Origin of the sequence: Spirillospora sp. NPDC048911, assembly GCF_043198015.1 — a bacterium.
Taxonomy (GTDB): Bacteria; Actinomycetota; Actinomycetes; order Streptosporangiales; family Streptosporangiaceae; genus Spirillospora.
This window is the reverse complement of the sequence record NZ_JBICUD010000012.1, coordinates 245,793-263,277: the sequence shown is the minus strand read 5'-3', so window position 1 is coordinate 263,277 and position 17,485 is coordinate 245,793. Positions and strand designations below refer to the sequence as shown.

Genomic DNA, 17,485 nt, shown 5'->3' with positions numbered 1-17,485 from the left:
TCGGCAGACCGGGCACATCACGAACCCGCCGAAGACTCGGGATGCGACGGAGCGGCAAAGCAGGCGGTGATGGCACGAGACCGGCCAGAACCGGACCAGAACCAGCGGACGGAGAGCGCGGCCACAAGGGCCAGCCCGCGACCGGACTCGGCGAGACCACCGGGCGCCCGGCGGACAGGACGGCCAGGCCCACCCTCATCGATCACCGAGACGGCGATGCAGGCCGCGTCTGTCAGGACCCTGACTCGGAACGTGCCACCGGCCTCGCCGGAACGGGTGTGCCGGATGGCGTTGACGACGAGTTCATCGACGACCTGCAGCATGTCGTCCAGTCCAGGGTGGGTGGGCAGCAACGCGCGCAGGAAGGAACGGGCCTGCCTGGCTTCCTCTGGACGGCCGGGAAAGGTGCGCTGCCAGTACATCTCGAGGACGATCGGGGCGGACTCGGGCATTGCGAGCGACATCGGCATACTCCGTGGACACGAACGGTGTTCCGCCGGTCGCCCGGCGTGGTCGTGTCCAGTTCACCGTCCCGGACTGCCAACGTCTCGACATCAGCACGCCCGCTAGCCTCCCCGACCAGTTCCTACGATGCGCTGACCGACCCGACCCATTCCCAACGCTCCAAAGCCGAACGTCACGCTCGCGAACGTTCCGCAGCCGAACGTCACGACCCGAACGAACCTCACACAGGATCGCGAGTGAATACCCAGCGTGACGATTCGTCGCCTATCGTGTCGATCGGATCCCCGGTCGGTTCGTTCAAGGGAGAACGAGCGTGAGCAGCCCCTATGTACGCCGCCGTCGACTCGCCGCCGAACTGCGCACGCTCCGCGAGTCCCACAACCTGACCGCCGACGAGCTGGCCGCCCGTATCCACCAATCCCGAGTCAAGATCTCCAAACTGGAGAACGCGCACAGCCGCCCCGGCCTCTCCGACGTCATGAACATCCTGGAGGCCCTTGAGGTCCCCGACACCGAATGGCGCCGCATCCTGCGCCTCGCCCGCGACGCGGCCCAGAAGGGCTGGTGGGACAAATACGGCGACGCCATGGGCGAGCGCCAACGTGTGTATGCAGATCTGGAGTCCGGAGCCGACACCATCCGCGAGTACCATCCCGGATTGCTGCCTGGCCCCCTGCAGACACCGGAGTACATCCTGGCGCTCATTCAATTGGCTCGGGCCGCAACGCCACTCAAGTATTCGATCGATCGGCTGGTGGGGGCGAGGCTTCAGCGAAAGGCACAGATTCTTCGCGCTGACGGACCGCGGTACGAGGTGATTCTCGATGAGGTGGGGCTCCGCCGATACAGCGGTCCCGCCGACGTCTACGTCGCGCAACTGCACCACATCACCGAAGTGGCCGAGTCCAACTCTCGTGTAGCCGTGCGCGTGCTTCCTCTACGCACCGCGCCAATCGGTGACCTCATGCCACGCGCCCAGTTGTCCGTCTACACCTTTCCCGACCCTGCCGATCCGACCATCGTGATCGAGGCGACCGTCGCGACCGACCTGGTCGTTACCGAGCCCGCGGAAGTCGCCGCCAACCTGCGACGTTACGATCACGTCCGCGACGCGGCACTATCGGAGGTGAGCAGCCTGAGCTTCCTCGGTTCGCTCGCCGACGAGATCAGCAGTACGGCAGGATGACGGCATGACCACGAAGTACTACGGATGGCGCAAGGCAAGTTACACAGAGCCGACCGACAACTGCGTGGAGGTCGCGCGCTCCACCGCCAACACCATCGGAGTACGCGACACCAAGGCCAACGGCCAAGGCCCCATTCTCGACTTCACCCGCGCCGAGTGGGCCGCGTTCCTCGCCAAACTCCGCCGGTAATCAGATGCCGAGGCTGCGGCCGATGATCTCTTTCATGATCTCGGTGGTGCCGCCGAAGATGGTTTGGATACGGACGTCCTGGTAGGCCTTGGCGATCGGGTACTCGTTCATGTAGCCGTAGCCGCCGTGCAGCTGGACGCAGCGGTCTACCACGGTCTTGAGCATTTCGGTCGTCCAGTACTTGGCCATCGAGGCCTCTTCGGCGCTGAGCTCGCCCTTGCCCTCCTTGGCGATGCACTGGTCGACGAACGCGCGGCTCACGGTGATCTCGGTCTTCATCTCGGCGAGCGTGAAGCGGTTGTGCTGGAACTTGCCGATCGGGCGGCCGAACGCCTCGCGGGTCTTGCAGTAGTCGAGGGTCATCTCGAAGGCCTGCTCGGCTCCGGCGACGGCGGCGACGGCGATCGCCAGGCGTTCGCGGGCGAGATTCTGCATCAGGTAGATGAAGCCCATGCCCTCTTCGCCGAGGAGGTTCTTGGCGGGGACGCGGACGTTGTCGAAGAAGAGCTCGGCGGTGTCCTGGGCGTGCATGCCGACCTTGTCGAGGTTGCGGCCGCGTTCGAAGCCGTCCATGCCGCGTTCGACCATGAGGAGGCTGACACCGCGTGCGCCGGCGTTGGGGTCTGTTTTGGCGGCCACGATCACCAGGTCCGAGAGAATGCCGTTGGTGATGAACGTCTTGGAGCCGTTCAGGACGTAGTCGTCGCCGTCCTTGACCGCCGTGGTCTTCATGCCCTGCAGGTCGGAGCCGGCGGCGGGCTCGGTCATCGCGATGGCGGTGATCAGCTCGCCGGAGCAGTAGCCGGGCAGCCAGCGGGCCTTCTGCTCGTCGTTGAGCAGCTGGACGAGGTAGCCGCCCACGATGTCGTTGTGCACCGCGAAGCCGGGCCCGGTGGCCATGGCCCGCGCCAGTTCCTCGTTGAAGATCGTGTAGTAGCGGTAGTCGTCGTTGCCGCCGCCCCCGTACTCCTCGGGCATCTCGATGCCCAGCAGGCCCTGGCGTCCGGCCGCGAGCCACACGTCGCGCGAGACGATCTCGTCCTTCTCCCACTGCGCGTGGTACGGCGCGATCTCCTTGGCGATGAACGACCGCACCATGTCGCGGAAGGCCTCGTGCTCCGCGGTGAAGATCTCTCGCGCCATGCGGCCCCGTCCTCGTGTAAGTGGTTGCTGATACAAGGTTAATGTAACACTGGTGGTGTCATATACGTCGATACCCCGGAGGGTGCGATGGAGCTCACTGTCGACGAGCTGGCCGCCCGCGCCGGGGTCAGCGTGCGGACGGTGCGCTTCTACGCCGGTCGCGGTCTTCTGCCGCCGCCACGCCTGCGCGGCCGGACGGGTCTCTACGGCGCCGACCATCTGGCCCGGCTGGAGCTCGTCCGCGAACTCCAGTCGCTGGGCCTTACTCTTGCGGCGATCGAGAAGCACCTGGAGAAGATCCCGCTCGACGCCCCGCCCGAAGATTTGGCACTTCAACGAGCGCTCCTCTCCCCTTGGGCCCCGGAACAGACCGAGGAACTCGACCGTCACGAGCTCGACCGCCGCGCCGGCCGCCACCTCGACGACGAGGCCCTCGCACGCCTCGAAGCGCTCGGTGTCGTGGAGCTGCTCGCCGATTCGGTACGCGTCGTCAGCCCGGCGCTCCTCGGCATCAGCGCCGAGCTCGCCGAACTGCCCATGCCACTCGACACCCTCATCGCCTCCCACGAGGCCGTCGACCGCTACACGACGGCCCTCGCCGCTGAGCTGCAGAGCGTCTTCCAGGACACCATCGTCCGCCCGTACCGCGAACGCGGCCGCCCACCCGAGGAACGCGAGCAACTCTTGGAGTTGGCCACCAAGCTCAAGCCGCTGATGATCCAATCGCTGGTCACCTCGTTCCAGCGCGCCGTCGACAAGGCGATCCGCCGCACCGTCCCCCACGACTGAGCGTTCTCATCCGGTGCAGAATCTGGCGTCGCCCCGTGGGGCAGGATCGACGCCACCGCGCATCGAGCTGCGCCGCTCAAGGATCCGCTGAGTTGCACTCAACTTCGCCTACGCGGCACCGGAGATTCCCTGGCGAGGACGCCTTTGGTTCTGTCGCTGTACGGCGGCCTGCGAGCGCGACCGTGACCCACGGCGTCAGCAGTGTCGTCATTGCCTCAGCCGCGCTCTTCGTCTTGCAGCTAAGGGCAAGACGGGCACCTGTGGACGACCGGAAGCTGAGGCCGTCCACCAGCACCGACTCGCCGATAACTGGCACCTGTGCCGCGTACACCCGGAGCATCGGCGGGTGCTCGCCGTAGCGCGGCTCCGTCGTCCAGCCACGTCGCTGCAACTCAAGGGCAAGCCGGTCGAGTCGCTGGCGCCGGAAGCGGTCCACCTGCAGGAGATCGGATGCTGGACGGGCTAGTTTCTGCAGGCGGCCAGAACGCTGCGCGCGATCGCCTCCCTGCAGACGGCCAGACTCCGGGTCGCCACCGTTGCGCGAAGGCGGCGCGGCCAGTGCGATCGGGGGAACGAGCACCGACCGCGCCGCCTCCTTCCCCCCACCCGCTGATGAACGCGGCGGCTCCACTCGCCGGCTCACCTGCGGACTCCTTCGAGAGCGGCGCGTAACTCGGCTGAACTATCGGCGTCATGCGCGTCCACCTCGTGCAGACGATGGTTCGGCAGCGGCCCGCGCATCGCCCACCACCGGCCTCGGTCGCTCAGGATGAACCGCCATTCCGGGAAGTCGGCACGGAGCCGGGCCAGCGCGTGAACGTCGGAACTGGCACGCGTATTCATCGGGAAGCCTCACCGCCGGTGGATCTCGGGATTCGTACGACCAACTGTCACAGGTGACGACTACTCTCCGGAACAGGTCGATCACGATGAACGACGCACCTCGATAGAGATCGTCCAAACCCCGATCAGGTCCAGCCGAACCTGATCCAGAACCACCGGGAGACCCCGATGCCCGTCCGCTCCCAGCCGTTCACGTCCCCCGCGATCGTCACGTTCGCCCGCGAGCTGGAGGCGTGGCGTACTCAAGCCGGGCTCAGCAAGCGGGACCTCGCGAAAGAGCTCGGCTACACCGACTCCTACGTCGGCCAGATCGAGCTCTGCAAGAACGTCCCGTCGCGGGAGTTCGCCGACGACTGCGACACGTTCTTCAAGACCAACGGACTGTTCCACCGCTTATGGGAACGCATCATCGACACGCGACACCTCGCCGCGCTACCACCAGGTTTCACGCAATACCTCGACTACGAGTCACGGGCGGCATCCATAAAGGGCTTTCACCCCACTCTCATCAACGAGCTTTTGCAGACCGAGGATTACGCGCGCACGATCCTGAGCGCCCACCACCAGCCGGACCTTGTCGAGCAGCTCCTCCAGGAACGCATGAGCCGCCAAGGCGTCATCACCACCGCCCGCACATACTTCACGCTGGACGAAAGGGTCCTCTATTCCCGCGTCGGAAGCCCCGAGATCATGTGCGCTCAACTCGAAAGCCTCTTGGAACAGGCTGAGCGGCCACTCTGCTCGATCGACGTCATACCGTCGACCGTCGGCTTCTACCCGGGTCTCAGCGGAACGCTGACCATCCTCGGCACGGAGGACGGACGCAACATCGCCTACACCGAGTCAGCCGGAGTGGGCATACTGCTCGAAGACCCGGCCCGCGTCGCGCGGCAGGTCTCGCTGCACGACTCGATCCGCGGCCGCGCAGTCTCGGTGGACGAGTCTCCGAGGTTGATCAAACGAGCGATCGAGAGGCTGCGAGCATGCGAGACCTGACCAAGGCCCGATGGCGAAAGAGCACCCACAGCGATCAGCACGGCGGCGACTGCGTCGAACTCGCCGCGGTGTGGTGTAAGGCGAGCCGCGGCGACCAATCGTCCGTCGAGGTGGCGCGCATGGCACCGATGGTCGCCGTCCGAGATTCCAAAAACCCCAGCGGCCCCATCCTCATCTTCGGCGCCGCCACCTGGCGCACGTTCGTCCACCGCGTCAGTACCGACGGTAGCGACCTGGCCTGGCCTCCCTAGGGGCGTCAGGCGTTGCGCCACTCTCCGCCTTCGTACTGGACCAGGCGAGGGTGGACGAGGGTGTTGATGTCGACGTCTCGGTGCCGGAGGTCCTTGCCGAAGACGGTGGCGGCGCGGAGTACGTCGGCGTCCAGGAAGCGCAGGTCAGGGACATCGTCCGCCAGCTTCAGCTCGGGGCGCGAACCTGGTTGGGCCAGGACGTAGCCCCAGTCGCCGAAGCTCGGCACGTCCACGTGGTACGGGTTCGTGGCGAAACCGGCCTCGCGGATGGTCTTCTCGATGCACCAGAACGACTTGGGCGCGAAGTACGGGGAGCCCGACTGGACGACCATGCGGCCGCGCGGCGCGAGGGCGCGTTTGACCAGGCCATAGAACTCGACCGAGTAGAGCTTCGCGGTGGCGACGTCGTCGGGGTCGGGCATGTCGACGATGATCGAGTCGAAGCGCGCGGTCTGGTCGCGTAGCCAGGAGAACGCGTCGGCGTTGATCGTGCGGGCGCGCGGGTCTTCGAAGGCGTGCTGGTTGAGGTCGGCGATCTCCTTGTAGGAGCGGGCCAGACGGATCATCTCCGGGTCCAGCTCCACGAGGGTCGCGCTGCGGACGTCCTTGTAGCGCAGCACCTCGCGCAGGGCCAAGCCGTCGCCGCCGCCGAGGATGAGCACGTTCCCGCGGGTGCCGGACAGCGCCGGGTGGACGAGGGCCTCGTGGTAGCGGTACTCGTCGACCGACGAGAACTGCAGGTCACCGTTCAAGAAGAGCCGCAGGTCGGGCTGGCCGGAGAACTCCACCCTCCGGGTGAGGACGATCTCCTGATAGGGGGTGCGCTCGGCCAGGGCGATTGGATCGCGGAAGAGCGCCTGACGCGCGGAGACCTCAAAGCCGTCGGCCATGACATACGTGCCGCCGAGAACGACCAGCACCGCGGCCATGCCCGTCCACAGCCCGGCGCGCGCCACGCGGCCGATCTGGCGGCGGAAGAGCCAGAGCACAACGGCGATGCCCGCGACCGCGTTGATCACGCCGACCAGCAGCGCGCCCTTGATGTGCCCGAAGATCGGCAGGAGCACGAACGGGAAGGCCAGCCCGCCGATCAGCGCGCCCACGTAGTCGGCGGCGAACAAGTCGGCGACCGCGCTGCCCGCGTCCTGCCGCCGGATCCGCTGGAGTAGCGTCATCAGCAGCGGGATCTCCGCGCCTATCAGCGCCCCGACGAGGAACGCCACCACGACCAGCGCAGGCACATAAAGATTGAGCCACGCGAACGCCGCGTACAGCGCGAGGACCGAGAGGCCGCCCAGCAACGCCAGCGCGCCCTCCACGATCGCGAACGCCACGACGGGCCGACCCTGCAACGGCTTGGCGGCCAGCGAGCCGACGCCCATCGCGAACACCATGACCGACAGCACGATCGACGCCTGCGTGACGGAATTGCCAACGAGATAGCTGCCGAGTGCAACCAGCGCCAGCTCGTACACCAGACCGCAGGCGGCACAAGTAAAAACGGCCGCCAGCACCAACGCCCTGGCCGCCCGAGCAGTAAGCCGCAACGGAGCCCCGGCCGCCTCTGCCGTCAGCCCAACCGCCGCGTCGGCCGTCGGCTGAGCTGTGGCGTCGCCCCTCGGCTCTGCCGTGGCATCAGCCGTCAGCCCGACCGCCGCCTCGGCCGTCGGCTCCGCCGTGGTCTCGGCCGTCAACTTGGCCCCTGGCTTCGCCATGGCATTAGCCGTTGGCTCTGCTGTGGCGTCGGCTGTTGGCTTGGCTGTCGTGCTGGGTGGCGGGTTTGTGGTGTTGGGGTCTTGCATCTAGGACCTTCCCCCGGTGCGGTCCCGAGGGGTGCTCAGGAAACGGCGCCTGCGACGATCGCGGCTACCGCCAGGTCGGCGGCGGCGACCACCCAGCCGGCCGGGTGGATCGCTGTGCCCGCGACCAGGGTCGCGCCCAGTTTGCCGGGCGTGCTCGCGTCGAGCAGGTAGAACGCCACGACCATGAGGATGATGCCCAGGAGGCCGAAGACGGTCGTGTCGATGAGCCCCTGGCCCAGGTCGTTGTCGCTGGTCACGATCGCGGTGGTGACGATCGCGCCGACGCCGAGCAGTTTGGCCGACAGGAGGAGGGCCGCGCCGCGGTTGCCCTCGCTCCAGATCTGGTGGCCGAGGCGGCCCGGCGTGGTCACTTCCACGACCAGGTAGCCCAGGGCCATCAGGGCGATGCCGAGCGCGCCGAACGCCAGCGTGGCCCCGGCCTCCTCCAGGACGTCGTTCATGCGAAGCTCCTCACTTGCCTGATCCGGGTCCGCCGCCGCGGAAGGACGCGGTGCCGCTACGGTTCCAGCCGCCGCTGCCGGGGGTCGTCCAGCGGGTGCCTACGTACGAGTGGTAGCGCCGGTAGCCCGAGTCCGGTCCGTCGACCGTGATCCGGCTGCCCGCGCCGTCGGGCAGGATCCCGACGACCGTCTTGGGGTACTGCAGGAAGATTCCGCCGCCGGGCGCCGCCGCGTTCAGCGGGGTTCCGGTGAAGCTGATCGGGGTTGCGGGCACGCCGGTTCCGGCGGCCAGGCTCAGCGCGTCCACGCGGTCGATCGGCTTGAACTTCTTCGCGATGTCCCCGGCGACCTTCTGCGGGGTGTTTCCCGACCGGTAGGTGCCGGAGCTGAGCTTGCTGTACTTCTTGGCGATCCAGCCGTTCGGGTCGTCGTCGCCCTTGATGAGGACGGCGACCAGGACGATCGCTCCGATCACCGCGGCGACCACGCCGCCGATCAGCCATTTACGGTTCACGGTTCGCTCACCAGCCGGCTTCGCGTCATGACGATCTCCCGGGTCTGCGGATAGGCGTGCCAGGTGCGCCAGCCCAGCCCGTCCTCCGCGGGTTCGAGGGCGAGCGCGGTCACTGCGTGGGGGGAGCCGGGGAAGGTCCCGGTCAGGGCGTCGTCCCGGTCGGCGAGGCGGGCGCGCAGGTCGTCGACGGCGCTGCCGAACGCGGTGTGAGTGACCGTGGACGAGGTGAAGTCGTACGACCAGCCGGGCAGCGCCTCGGTCACCTGGCCCGGCAGGGGGCCGGGGCGGCCGGGCAGGCACGCGACCGTCTCGGTCACCGGGCCGGCGATCACCTGGTGGGACGCGCCGAGCAGGCGCAGCTCGACGGCGAGTCCGGCGCGTTCGGCCGACAGGACGGCCAGCGCGTCGAGCGCGGGCAGGCCGAGCGCGAACGAGAGCTCGTCGGCGCGCGTGTCGGTGTACGCGGTGCGGAGGGTCGCGAGCAAGCGATCAGCTGCCCGGGTAGATCGTCAGGGTGCCGGCGGGGACGCGCTCGCCGGTGCCGAGCTCCCACGGGCCGTCGCCGTACCGCTCGAACGACAGGTAGCGGCCGCCGGGGCCCTCGTAGTCGACGTACTCGACCCGGCCGCCCTCGCCCACGCCGGTGGTGCCCTCGCTGCCGTAGTCGGCGGTGCCGTGCTCGTCGCGGCGGTACTCGACGCCGTCCACGACCAGCGTCTTCTGGTCGGGCTTCAGCTCACCGATCTCGTGCTCGGTCCACCAGACGACCTCCAGATCGGGGTCCTCCTCGACCGAGACCCAGACCTTCAGGTCGACGGTGTCGGCGTCCAGGAGGTGCTCGCTCCAGGTGAAGCCGCCCTCGCGCATGCGCAGCGAGCCGCGCACGAAGTAGCGCACGCCGAGGTACTCGATCATGTCGCCGGCCTTGATCGAACGCGGGTCGCCGCCCACCTCGTCCTCGGCGGCGAACGGATCGCGCGGCACGGCGCGTTCGGCCGCCGCCGCGGTGGCACCGCCGCTCGCGCGCCGCCGCAGCATGACCACGATGATCACGACGAGCGCGATCAGAATGAGGGCCAGCAGGACCGGCACGACCGCCCCGCTCATGCAACCTCCACCGTTACCTTGGAAACGCCACCGACCTGCGGATCTTATCGACATCCGGCGCTTCTGGATATGTGGATCTTCTACTGTCCGTTCCCGGCCGGGTCCGCCAGAGTGATCAACAGGCCGTCAGAGCCGGGTGAGCGGGCGGTCACAGGCGGGTGAGCGGGCGGTCAGAGGCGGGTGGCGGCCTCGGCCACGCGCTCGTCGGTGGCGGTGAAGGCGATGCGGACGTGCCGGCCGCCGCCGGGTCCGTAGAACTCGCCGGGGCCGACGAGAACACCACGTTCGGCCAGGTAGGCGACGGTGTCCCAGCAGGCCTCGTCGCGCGTGGCCCACAGGTAGAGCGAGGCCTCGGAGTGGTCGATCCGGAAGCCGTGCCCCTCGAACGCGGCGCGCAGGACGGCGCGGCGGCGGGCGTAGCGCTCGCGCTGCTCGTCCACATGGGCGTCATCGTCGAACGCGGCGATCATGGCGGCCTGGATCGGCGCGGGCACGATCATCCCGGCATGCTTGCGCACCTCCAGCAGTCGCTTGATCAGCGCGGCGTCGCCGGCGACGAATCCGGCGCGGTAGCCCGCCATGTTGGACCGCTTGGAGAGCGAGTTGACGGCCAGCAGGCCCTCGTGCGACCCCTCGCAGACGTCCGGGTGCAGGATCGAGACCGGCGTGTGGTCCGGCTCCCAGCCGAACTCCAGGTAACACTCGTCGCTCACGACGATCGACCCGCGCTCGCGCGCCCAGGCGACGACCTTGCGCAGATGCTCGGCGGGCAGGACCTTGCCGGTCGGGTTGGACGGCGAGTTCACCCAGACGATCTTGGGGGTGGCCGGGCCGAGGGACAGCAGGCCGTCGGTGGCGACCGGCTCGGCCCCGGCCAGGCGGGCACCGACGTCGTAGGTGGGGTACGCCAGCTCGGGAAAGACCACGCGGTCACCCGGACCGGCGCCGAGCAGGGTCGGAAGCCAGGCCACCAGCTCCTTGGTGCCGATCACCGGCAGCACGGCCGCCGGATCCGCGTCGATCACGCCGACGCGGCGCCGCAGCCAGCCCGCGATCGAATCGCGAAGCTCGGGGCGCCCGTAGGTCATGGGATAGCCGGGCGCGTCCGCCGCCGCGGCCAGGGCGGCGCGGATCGGCTCGGGAGTGGGGTCGACCGGCGTGCCGACCGACAGGTCGACGATGCCGCCCGGGTGCCGGCCGGCCAGTTCCTTGTACGGCTCCAGCCGATCCCACGGAAAGTCCGGCAGCGTGAACAAACCCACTCCTCCTCGTTCAAGGCCCCTGGCGAACACCCGGCCGGGTCTTCGGTGGCGCTCCGGCCCCGACGACCGCAAGGCCGCGACCCCATCGACTACGGGGTCACGGCCTTGAGGTTACGCACCTGTTCCTCGGTCCCGAGCCGGTGGGACGTCGGTCAACCCGGTCCATCCCGAAGGACGTCAGTCCGTGGGGACGGGCTCAGTCGTCCTGCGACTGCGGGGGCAGCGCCGCGACGATGGGGTGGTCCTTGTCGATCTTGCCGACCTTCGAGGCGCCGCCCGGCGAGCCCAGGTCGTCGAAGAACTCCACGTTGACCTTGTAGAAGTCCTTCCACTGCTCGGGGACGTCGTCCTCGTAGTAGATCGCCTCTACCGGGCAGACCGGCTCGCACGCACCGCAGTCGACGCACTCATCCGGGTGGATGTAGAGCTGACGCTTGCCCTCGTAGATGCAATCGACCGGGCACTCTTCAATGCATGCCTTGTCGAGCAGGTCCACACAGGGCTGCGCAATGACGTAGGTCACGTTCGTGACTCCTCTCGGGTTTCCCGGCCCCGCCGTTGGCCACGGCTCACCGCAAGCTCGCTGTGAATAGTATTGCCACCACGGCTCAGTCGATTCGACATGGGGGTCCTCACATGTCTGGCCGTTTCGCCGCCCGGCTGGTCGTCTCGATCACCGCAGCAGACGTCGGGCAACGGGTCTCGCTGCGTCGCCGCCTGCCTACGGGAGAGTACAGCGACGTGGTCGGCGTCCTCGAATCGTGGTCCCGCGGGACGCTCCAGGTCCGCCGCCGCACCGGCGAGCTCGTCGAGGTACCCGAGGGCATCGTCGTGGCCGGCAAGGTCGTCCCGCCGATGCCACCGCCCCGGCGCCGCCGTCCCCCCGAAGCCTGACCGTCAGGCGCGCCACCGGCCGTCAAGGGACGCGACGAACCGCTGGTGAGGCGGCCGGCCGTCAGTCGAAGAGCGCCATCGCGATGGCGCCGATGAAGCCCAGCGCCAGGACGGCCTGGGCCGCGTAGGCCACCGCCGCCCGCACGGGCGCCGGGGAGTGCACCAGCACGGGTTCGCGATTACCGCCGGGCATGCGTCTGAGCTCGTCCAGTTGCTCGTCGAAGCCGGGGCTGCGCAGGACCAGTCCGGAACGCGGCGCGGCCAGGCTGATCCGGGCCCCGTCGATCTCCTCGGCCTGGACGAGGCGCCCGACCAGCGTCGGCATCACGACGAACCGGACGACCCGTTCCCAGGCGACCTCTGCCTGGCGCCCGGCGAGCCGGTTGGTCAGCCCGTCCGGCCACGCCTCCGTGACACCGCGCTTCAAGATCACAAGACTGCGGACCGCGACGGCGGTGGCGCCGAGCCCGATGAACAGGGCCACTGGCGAGGTCGTCAGGATGCCTGCGAGGAGCAGAAGCGGTCCGGCCGCCAGCACCGGAGCGGCGGTCAGCGGGCCGCGCCACTCCGGACGCAGACGCAGCACGGGTCCTGTGGAGGTACGGCCCATTCCTCACCCCGATGATCGGCGAAAGGCAACCCCGGCACAAAGCCTCGGCGATGGCTGGGACGCCGCTGCACGCCCATGGTCGCCACCCTGACCGGACTCCACAAGGTGCCGTGAGGGGTCGTTATGCAAGCTGCGAAGGCGTCGGAGTGTCGCGGCCTACGCACGCGCCTAGGGTGAATCGCCCCAGATGTGGTTCACACCCCAGCGACGGCACTCACCTTGGGCGCGCCTTGACGCCCGTGGCGCAGCCCGAGGTGGTCCTGGCGCTAGACGACCGCGACGAGATCGCCGCGCTGACCACCAGCCGGGCCTCCACGGCCACCGCGTCGAGCGTCAGCCGCCCTGGGGCCCAGGCGCCCCAGGGCTCGTGCCGTCGCAGCGAGCAATCGCCTCGTCGCTGGTGGTGCGCGGTCGTGCCGCGCGAACTGCGAAGAGGCCGTCGGCGCGTACTGGACACTCGCGCGGCGCGTGGCCGACTCTCGCGTGATCGTGCTCGCGACCGCCGCCAATCGTCGAATCCACCCGCCATCGCGGTGATCATCCCGTTCCACCTCGTTCACCGCCCCCTGCGCAACCCGCAGCCGGTCATCTCGTCCGGACGGATCCGCCGGGGCGGCGACTTCCCGCTGGGGTCACGCTTCTGGGGCTTTGGACGGCTTTGCGACTGAGGGCGTTGGGCGGGAGCCGGGTCAGGGAATTGGACGGGGGTTGGGCGACATGCCGCTTGGGACACCGAACGGGGGGCTACTCGGAGTGCCAGGCGAAACGCCGGATGGGGTGCCGCTCATCGGTCCGGATGGAGCGCCTGACGGGGCGCCGCTCGGGGAGCCGCCACTGGGAGTGGTCGCCGGGACGCCGCTCGGCGTGGTCGGGACACTGCTCGGGGTGCCGGGCGTGACCGGCTTGGGCTTCGGGTTGGGCTTGGGCCGCTCAGCCTGGAGGTATTCGTGGCCCGGCTTGAGCTGCTGTCCCCGGAAGATCTCGGACACGGTCACGAACGTGAAGCCGCGGCGCTTGAGGCCCGACAACACCTGCGGGATCGCTTCGACGCTCGCCTCATGGATGTCGTGGTAGAGCACGATGCCGCCGGCCTGGGGTTCACGCGTACCGATCCGGATGTTCGTGCTGACGCTGTGGTGCTGCCAGTCGAGCGTGTCGACGCTCCACATGATCTGGGGCATCGCCACGGCCCGTCCCACGCGGCCATTGGTCGCCCCGTACGGCGGCCGGAACATCGTCGGCCGCACTCCGGACGCCGCCTGGATGGCCTGGTTGGTGCGCTGCACCTCCGAACGCACGGCGCTCGACGACAACCCCGTCAGCTGCGGATGCGACCAGCTGTGGTTGGCGACCTCATGTCCCTCCTGGACCATGCGCTTCAGCAACGCCTCGTTCCCCTTGATGTTCTGGCCGAGCATGAAGAACGTGGCGTGCGCTCCTGCCTTCTTGAGGTCGTCCAAGAGCCGCGCGGTGTACTCGCCAGGCCCGTCGTCGAACGTCAGCGCCACGCACTTGGCCTTCATGCAGTCGACCGGTGGCACCGTCGGCGTCGGCGTCACCGTCTTGATCGCCGCCTGCCGTCGCGCGACCTGCGCCTCGCGCTTGTTCGTGTCCGCGCAGGCGGATGCGGCCAGCATCAGCCCGGCCGCGACAAGAGCAACGGAACACCTGCTTCGCACCACGTACCCCCGAACGTGTGGCCCCGTGCGGACTGAATACCCTCCGCCGATCTGGTCACACACATCCCCAAAGCCCGTTCCACGCTCGCAGGGGCGATACGACCGCCACACCACCCTTGCGCGAAAGTTGCTCAGCGTCCGCAGGTGCCGATCAACGTGCGCGGCTGACCAACGTGCGCGGGGACGGGCAACGTGCGCGGGGCCGGTCAAATGAGCGTGGGGTTGATCAGTGTCAGCGGAGTGGCCAGTCGGGTACTTCGGCTGGAAGGTCGGTGCTGACTCGCATCGGGAACGCCGCTGGGCGCTTCTCCAGGAACGACGTCACGCCCTCGTTGGCGTCGGGAGCGCCGCCCAGAGCGGCCATCAGCCGGGAGTCGGCGGCGTGCGCGTCCCATGGCGACGAGGCCGACAGTCCGGACCACATGAGGCGCCGGATGGTCGCGACCGACACGGCCGAGGTGTTGTCGGCGATCTCGCGGGCCAGCTCGTACGCCGCCGGGAGCAGCTCGTCCGGCCCGTACAGCCGCGATACGAGACCGCCGTTGAGCGCCTCCTGTGCGTCGAACACGCGCCCGGTCGCGGCCCATTCCATCGCCTGGGCGATGCCCACCAGGCGCGGCAGGAACCAGCTGGACGCCGCCTCGGTGACGATGCCGCGCCGCGCGAACACGAAGCCGAACTTGGCCTTCTCGCTCGCCAGCCGGATGTCCATCGGCAGCGTCATCGTGACGCCCACCCCGACGGCCGCGCCGTTGAACGCGCCGATGACCGGCTTGAGGCAGCGTGCGATCCGCAGCGCTACCGTGCCGCCGCCGTCGCGGGGCGTACCGTCCTCCAGGACGTCGTCCTCCCCGGCGAACATGTCCTGTGATTTCGCCTTGTTGAACGTGTCGCCGCCACCGCCGAGGTCGGCACCGGCACAGAACGCCTTGCCCGCCCCGGTGACCACCACCACGCGCACGTCGTCGTCCGCGTCGATCTTGTCGAACGCGTCGAGCATCTCCGCGCGCATGACGTAGGTGTACGCGTTCATCCGCTGCGGCCGGTTCAGGGTGATCGTGGCGATCCCGTCCTGAACCCCGTACTCGATCTCGGTGTACGACACCCTGCGACCCCTCTCGCGCCGACGTTTAGAACGTCATTCTAGGAAAGTCGTTCACCGCGGCCGCAACCGGACCTCCCGGCGGGCTTCGGCGCGGCGCACTGCCATATGTCACGTCTGCATTGCTGTACGGCACATTCGCTCTGCGGTACGTCAAGTCCGCTTCGCTACCTGACGTCCGCTCTGGGGGCGGCCTTGATCAGGCTCCGGCCTCCCCGGGCTAGCCCCGGGAGGCCGGAGGTGGCCAGCGGTCCGGCGGGCTCGTCAGGTGGTGGCGGCCGGGAATAGCCGTGTCAGGACGTCGCGGCGCCAGTCGTCCAGCGAGCCCTCGAAACCGTGCGGGGGAAGCGGGACCAGCTCGCCGTTCTCGACCTTGAGCTGGATCGTTACGCCTGGCGCCAGCTCCAGCAGCTCGGGCACATCCTTGCCACCGGCCGCCAGGCGTTGCGCCAGAGCGCCCATCACCTGGGCCCATCCGTGGCCCAGATAGGGCGGCAGCGCAACGACGCGGATCTCTGGCAGGCCACCGGCCGCCAGACCGTGCGTTCGCAACATCAGGCCGTCGTCACGCTCGATGCCCGCGACCCGGACCTCTTCTCGCTCGCCCATGTGAACGACAGTACGCCGGGCGGCGTGCCCGCCCGTCCCCGGGTTGAGCTGCGTGATCCACATCACCGGCGGACGACCTGGATGCGCAAGGGCGAGCCGTCTCGACGCTTTGTCGGATAAATTACGACAGTGAATTGGGCCGTGACGACGTACGACTCAGCGTTCGGGTACGTGTCAGCGCACGGCGCCCCGCTGGTCGACCTGCTCGATCCCCAACCCGGGGAACGGGTCATCGACCTCGGCTGCGGCACCGGCACGTTCAGCGCGGAGATCGCCGAGCGCGGCGCCGAGGTGCTCGGCATCGACGGTTCGCTCGACATGGTCAACCAGGCCACCGCGCTCCATCCGGGGCTGTCGTTCGCGGTCGGGGACGCCCAGAGCTTCACCACGAGCGAGTCGTTCGACGCGGTGGCCTCCAACGCCGCCCTGCACTGGATGACGCGCGACCCGGACGCGGTGATCGCCAGCGTGCACGCCGCGCTGCGCCCTGGCGGCCGGTTCGTCGCCGAGATGGGCGGCGCCGGCAACTGCGCCGAACTGATCGCCGCGATGCAGACCGCGTGGCGGGTCTTCGGGCTGGGCGAGCCGGAGCTGCCGTGGTACTTCCCGAGCCCGGCCGAGTACACCAACCGGCTGGAGGAGGGCGGGTTCACCGTTCGCCTCCTGGAGTACGCCGACCGCCCGACGCGCATGACGGAGGGGCCGAACGGCGCGGCCGACTGGGTCCGGACGTACGCCGCGAACGCCCTCGCCGACGTGCCACCGGAGCTCATCGAGCCCCTCCTGGGCCGCATCAACGACCTCGCCGCCCCGGCCCTGCGCCGCGAGTCGGGCTGGGTCGCCGACTACGTCCGCCTGCGCTTCGCCGCCGTCCGCAAGCCGGACGGCAAGAGCCCCCTCGACATCCTGTGAGGCTGTACGACCACGGCACCGGCCAGGTCGAGGAGCTTCCGCGCAGGCTGCACGTCCACGTCGCGTCCGGGGCGGGCCGGGTGCTCGTCACGGCCGACCTGCTCCGCCGGGTGGCGCAGCGGACGAAACATCGTCCGGTAACGGTCACCCGCGCCGCCGCAGTCTCCGTGACCCCGGACCTCAACGTGCCCGACTTCGAGATCGCCGACGCGCCACCCGACGCGATCCAGATAGCTCCGACCTCCGGCGCCCGCCTGGTCGTCCACGAGGCGCGCCATGAGCCGTTCGATGCTCTAGCCATGCGTCTGGCGTGGCTACGCATTCACTACCGCGCCCAGGACAACATCGACTTCCACAAGGCCGAAGCCGACCTGGCAACGTGGCGCAGCCTCGTAGCCGAGTGGGCCAACGCTCCCGGACGTCCGTTGAACCGGGAGTACGTAGCCGAGGCCGAGGAAGCCCTGGCGAACGACCTGGACAGCCCCGCCGCCCTCGCCGTCCTAGACCGTCTGATGGCCGACGCAGACGTGCCGCCTGGCGCAAAGCTCGAGTCGGTCATCCACCTAGACATGCTCCTGGCGCTGGACCTGGTTCGCGACATAGGCCGCGTCTGAGCCTGGCAAAGCGCGCGAAGCATAGGCGAACGAGCAGATCCGGATGTATCCCTGAC

The 17,485-nt window shown here is 68.8% G+C and carries 21 protein-coding genes; 8 read left to right on the top strand and 13 right to left on the bottom strand.

Annotated elements, in window-relative coordinates; translation table 11 throughout:
• Nucleotides 1–17: 17 nt before the first annotated feature.
• Nucleotides 18–464 (bottom strand): ATP-binding protein, encoded by a 447-nt coding sequence (locus ACGFNU_RS42445; protein ID WP_392602303.1) that lies wholly within the window; start codon nucleotides 462–464, stop codon nucleotides 18–20.
• 314 nt (nucleotides 465–778) lie between these two features.
• On the opposite strand from ACGFNU_RS42445, the gene ACGFNU_RS42440 reads away from it, so the two are divergent.
• Together ACGFNU_RS42440 and ACGFNU_RS42435 are read left to right on the top strand one after the other, a co-directional pair.
• Complete coding sequence (locus ACGFNU_RS42440) at nucleotides 779–1,651, top strand: helix-turn-helix domain-containing protein (RefSeq protein WP_392602302.1); 873 nt, start codon at nucleotides 779–781, stop codon at nucleotides 1,649–1,651.
• Nucleotides 1,652–1,655: 4 nt separating this feature from the next.
• On the top strand, nucleotides 1,656–1,841 hold the full coding sequence (locus ACGFNU_RS42435) for a DUF397 domain-containing protein (RefSeq protein ID WP_392602301.1): 186 nt from the start codon (nucleotides 1,656–1,658) through the stop codon (nucleotides 1,839–1,841).
• Here ACGFNU_RS42435 and ACGFNU_RS42430 read toward each other — a convergent pair whose 3' ends face one another.
• The gene (locus tag ACGFNU_RS42430) at nucleotides 1,842–2,984 is read right to left on the bottom strand and encodes an acyl-CoA dehydrogenase family protein (protein WP_392602300.1); all 1,143 of its coding nucleotides are present in this window, start codon (nucleotides 2,982–2,984) and stop codon (nucleotides 1,842–1,844) included.
• Nucleotides 2,985–3,071: 87 nt separating this feature from the next.
• Here ACGFNU_RS42430 and ACGFNU_RS42425 point away from each other — a divergent pair, with 87 nt between their 5' ends.
• The 3 genes from ACGFNU_RS42425 (at nucleotide 3,072) to ACGFNU_RS42415 (ending at nucleotide 5,863) form a co-directional block, all read left to right on the top strand.
• Nucleotides 3,072–3,773, top strand: a complete 702-nt coding sequence (locus ACGFNU_RS42425; protein ID WP_392602299.1) for a MerR family transcriptional regulator — start codon at nucleotides 3,072–3,074, stop codon at nucleotides 3,771–3,773.
• A gap of 1,011 nt (nucleotides 3,774–4,784) precedes the next feature.
• The gene (locus tag ACGFNU_RS42420; RefSeq protein WP_392602298.1) at nucleotides 4,785–5,612 is read left to right on the top strand and encodes a Scr1 family TA system antitoxin-like transcriptional regulator; all 828 of its coding nucleotides are present in this window, start codon (nucleotides 4,785–4,787) and stop codon (nucleotides 5,610–5,612) included.
• Nucleotides 5,600–5,863 (top strand): DUF397 domain-containing protein, encoded by a 264-nt coding sequence (locus tag ACGFNU_RS42415; RefSeq protein ID WP_392602297.1) that lies wholly within the window; start codon nucleotides 5,600–5,602, stop codon nucleotides 5,861–5,863. Before ACGFNU_RS42420 ends, ACGFNU_RS42415 begins: the two co-directional genes overlap by 13 nt.
• A 5-nt stretch (nucleotides 5,864–5,868) precedes the next feature.
• Here ACGFNU_RS42415 and ACGFNU_RS42410 read toward each other — a convergent pair whose 3' ends face one another.
• From ACGFNU_RS42410 to fdxA, 7 genes are all read right to left on the bottom strand, one after another.
• Nucleotides 5,869–7,578 carry a polyamine aminopropyltransferase gene (locus tag ACGFNU_RS42410; RefSeq protein WP_392602296.1) on the bottom strand — a complete coding sequence of 570 codons (1,710 nt, stop codon included), beginning with the start codon at nucleotides 7,576–7,578 and terminating at the stop codon, nucleotides 5,869–5,871.
• A gap of 122 nt (nucleotides 7,579–7,700) precedes the next feature.
• Nucleotides 7,701–8,126, bottom strand: a complete 426-nt coding sequence (locus ACGFNU_RS42405; protein WP_392602295.1) for a DUF350 domain-containing protein — start codon at nucleotides 8,124–8,126, stop codon at nucleotides 7,701–7,703.
• A gap of 10 nt (nucleotides 8,127–8,136) precedes the next feature.
• Nucleotides 8,137–8,640 (bottom strand): DUF4247 domain-containing protein, encoded by a 504-nt coding sequence (locus ACGFNU_RS42400; protein WP_392602294.1) that lies wholly within the window; start codon nucleotides 8,638–8,640, stop codon nucleotides 8,137–8,139.
• Complete coding sequence (locus ACGFNU_RS42395) at nucleotides 8,637–9,125, bottom strand: DUF2617 family protein (RefSeq protein WP_392602293.1); 489 nt, start codon at nucleotides 9,123–9,125, stop codon at nucleotides 8,637–8,639. Before ACGFNU_RS42395 ends, ACGFNU_RS42400 begins: the two co-directional genes overlap by 4 nt.
• A gap of 4 nt (nucleotides 9,126–9,129) precedes the next feature.
• On the bottom strand, nucleotides 9,130–9,747 hold the full coding sequence (locus ACGFNU_RS42390) for a DUF4178 domain-containing protein (protein WP_392602292.1): 618 nt from the start codon (nucleotides 9,745–9,747) through the stop codon (nucleotides 9,130–9,132).
• A 170-nt stretch (nucleotides 9,748–9,917) separates the two neighbouring features.
• A complete protein-coding gene (gene dapC, locus ACGFNU_RS42385) occupies nucleotides 9,918–11,003 on the bottom strand; it encodes a succinyldiaminopimelate transaminase (protein WP_392602451.1) in 1,086 nt (361 codons plus the stop codon).
• Nucleotides 11,004–11,205: 202 nt separating this feature from the next.
• A complete protein-coding gene (gene fdxA / locus ACGFNU_RS42380) occupies nucleotides 11,206–11,532 on the bottom strand; it encodes a ferredoxin (protein WP_131759039.1) in 327 nt (108 codons plus the stop codon).
• A 113-nt stretch (nucleotides 11,533–11,645) separates the two neighbouring features.
• Here fdxA and ACGFNU_RS42375 point away from each other — a divergent pair, with 113 nt between their 5' ends.
• Nucleotides 11,646–11,903 carry a hypothetical protein gene (locus ACGFNU_RS42375; RefSeq protein ID WP_392602291.1) on the top strand — a complete coding sequence of 86 codons (258 nt, stop codon included), beginning with the start codon at nucleotides 11,646–11,648 and terminating at the stop codon, nucleotides 11,901–11,903.
• Nucleotides 11,904–11,964: 61 nt separating this feature from the next.
• On the opposite strand, the gene ACGFNU_RS42370 is transcribed toward ACGFNU_RS42375, so the two are convergent.
• The 4 genes from ACGFNU_RS42370 to ACGFNU_RS42355 all read right to left on the bottom strand — a co-directional run bounded on the left by ACGFNU_RS42370 (nucleotide 11,965) and on the right by ACGFNU_RS42355 (nucleotide 15,903).
• On the bottom strand, nucleotides 11,965–12,489 hold the full coding sequence (locus ACGFNU_RS42370) for a hypothetical protein (RefSeq protein WP_392602289.1): 525 nt from the start codon (nucleotides 12,487–12,489) through the stop codon (nucleotides 11,965–11,967).
• 713 nt (nucleotides 12,490–13,202) lie between these two features.
• Complete coding sequence (locus tag ACGFNU_RS42365; RefSeq protein ID WP_392602288.1) at nucleotides 13,203–14,150, bottom strand: polysaccharide deacetylase family protein; 948 nt, start codon at nucleotides 14,148–14,150, stop codon at nucleotides 13,203–13,205.
• 274 nt (nucleotides 14,151–14,424) lie between these two features.
• Nucleotides 14,425–15,297, bottom strand: coding sequence for an enoyl-CoA hydratase-related protein (locus tag ACGFNU_RS42360; RefSeq protein WP_392602287.1), 873 nt, complete (start codon nucleotides 15,295–15,297; stop codon nucleotides 14,425–14,427).
• A 261-nt stretch (nucleotides 15,298–15,558) separates the two neighbouring features.
• The gene (locus tag ACGFNU_RS42355; protein ID WP_392602286.1) at nucleotides 15,559–15,903 is read right to left on the bottom strand and encodes a hypothetical protein; all 345 of its coding nucleotides are present in this window, start codon (nucleotides 15,901–15,903) and stop codon (nucleotides 15,559–15,561) included.
• A 141-nt stretch (nucleotides 15,904–16,044) separates the two neighbouring features.
• On the opposite strand from ACGFNU_RS42355, the gene ACGFNU_RS42350 reads away from it, so the two are divergent.
• Complete coding sequence (locus ACGFNU_RS42350; RefSeq protein ID WP_392602285.1) at nucleotides 16,045–16,815, top strand: class I SAM-dependent methyltransferase; 771 nt, start codon at nucleotides 16,045–16,047, stop codon at nucleotides 16,813–16,815.
• Nucleotides 16,812–17,429: a hypothetical protein gene (locus ACGFNU_RS42345; RefSeq protein ID WP_392602284.1), complete on the top strand. Its 618-nt coding sequence runs from the start codon at nucleotides 16,812–16,814 to the stop codon at nucleotides 17,427–17,429. Before ACGFNU_RS42350 ends, ACGFNU_RS42345 begins: the two co-directional genes overlap by 4 nt.
• Nucleotides 17,430–17,485: the final 56 nt, after the last annotated feature.

Coding starts and splice junctions, on each gene's coding strand:
- ACGFNU_RS42420 (WP_392602298.1), top strand. CDS start 4,785: ATGCCCGTCCGCTCCCAGCCGTTCACGTCCCCCGCGATCGTCACGTTC.
- ACGFNU_RS42410 (WP_392602296.1), bottom strand. CDS start 7,578: ATGGCGAAGCCAGGGGCCAAGTTGACGGCCGAGACCACGGCGGAGCCG.
- ACGFNU_RS42430 (WP_392602300.1), bottom strand. CDS start 2,984: ATGGCGCGAGAGATCTTCACCGCGGAGCACGAGGCCTTCCGCGACATG.
- ACGFNU_RS42445 (WP_392602303.1), bottom strand. CDS start 464: ATGTCGCTCGCAATGCCCGAGTCCGCCCCGATCGTCCTCGAGATGTAC.
- ACGFNU_RS42390 (WP_392602292.1), bottom strand. CDS start 9,747: ATGAGCGGGGCGGTCGTGCCGGTCCTGCTGGCCCTCATTCTGATCGCG.
- ACGFNU_RS42425 (WP_392602299.1), top strand. CDS start 3,072: ATGGAGCTCACTGTCGACGAGCTGGCCGCCCGCGCCGGGGTCAGCGTG.
- ACGFNU_RS42365 (WP_392602288.1), bottom strand. CDS start 14,150: ATGCTGGCCGCATCCGCCTGCGCGGACACGAACAAGCGCGAGGCGCAG.
- ACGFNU_RS42355 (WP_392602286.1), bottom strand. CDS start 15,903: ATGGGCGAGCGAGAAGAGGTCCGGGTCGCGGGCATCGAGCGTGACGAC.
- ACGFNU_RS42375 (WP_392602291.1), top strand. CDS start 11,646: ATGTCTGGCCGTTTCGCCGCCCGGCTGGTCGTCTCGATCACCGCAGCA.
- ACGFNU_RS42415 (WP_392602297.1), top strand. CDS start 5,600: ATGCGAGACCTGACCAAGGCCCGATGGCGAAAGAGCACCCACAGCGAT.
- ACGFNU_RS42435 (WP_392602301.1), top strand. CDS start 1,656: ATGACCACGAAGTACTACGGATGGCGCAAGGCAAGTTACACAGAGCCG.
- ACGFNU_RS42405 (WP_392602295.1), bottom strand. CDS start 8,126: ATGAACGACGTCCTGGAGGAGGCCGGGGCCACGCTGGCGTTCGGCGCG.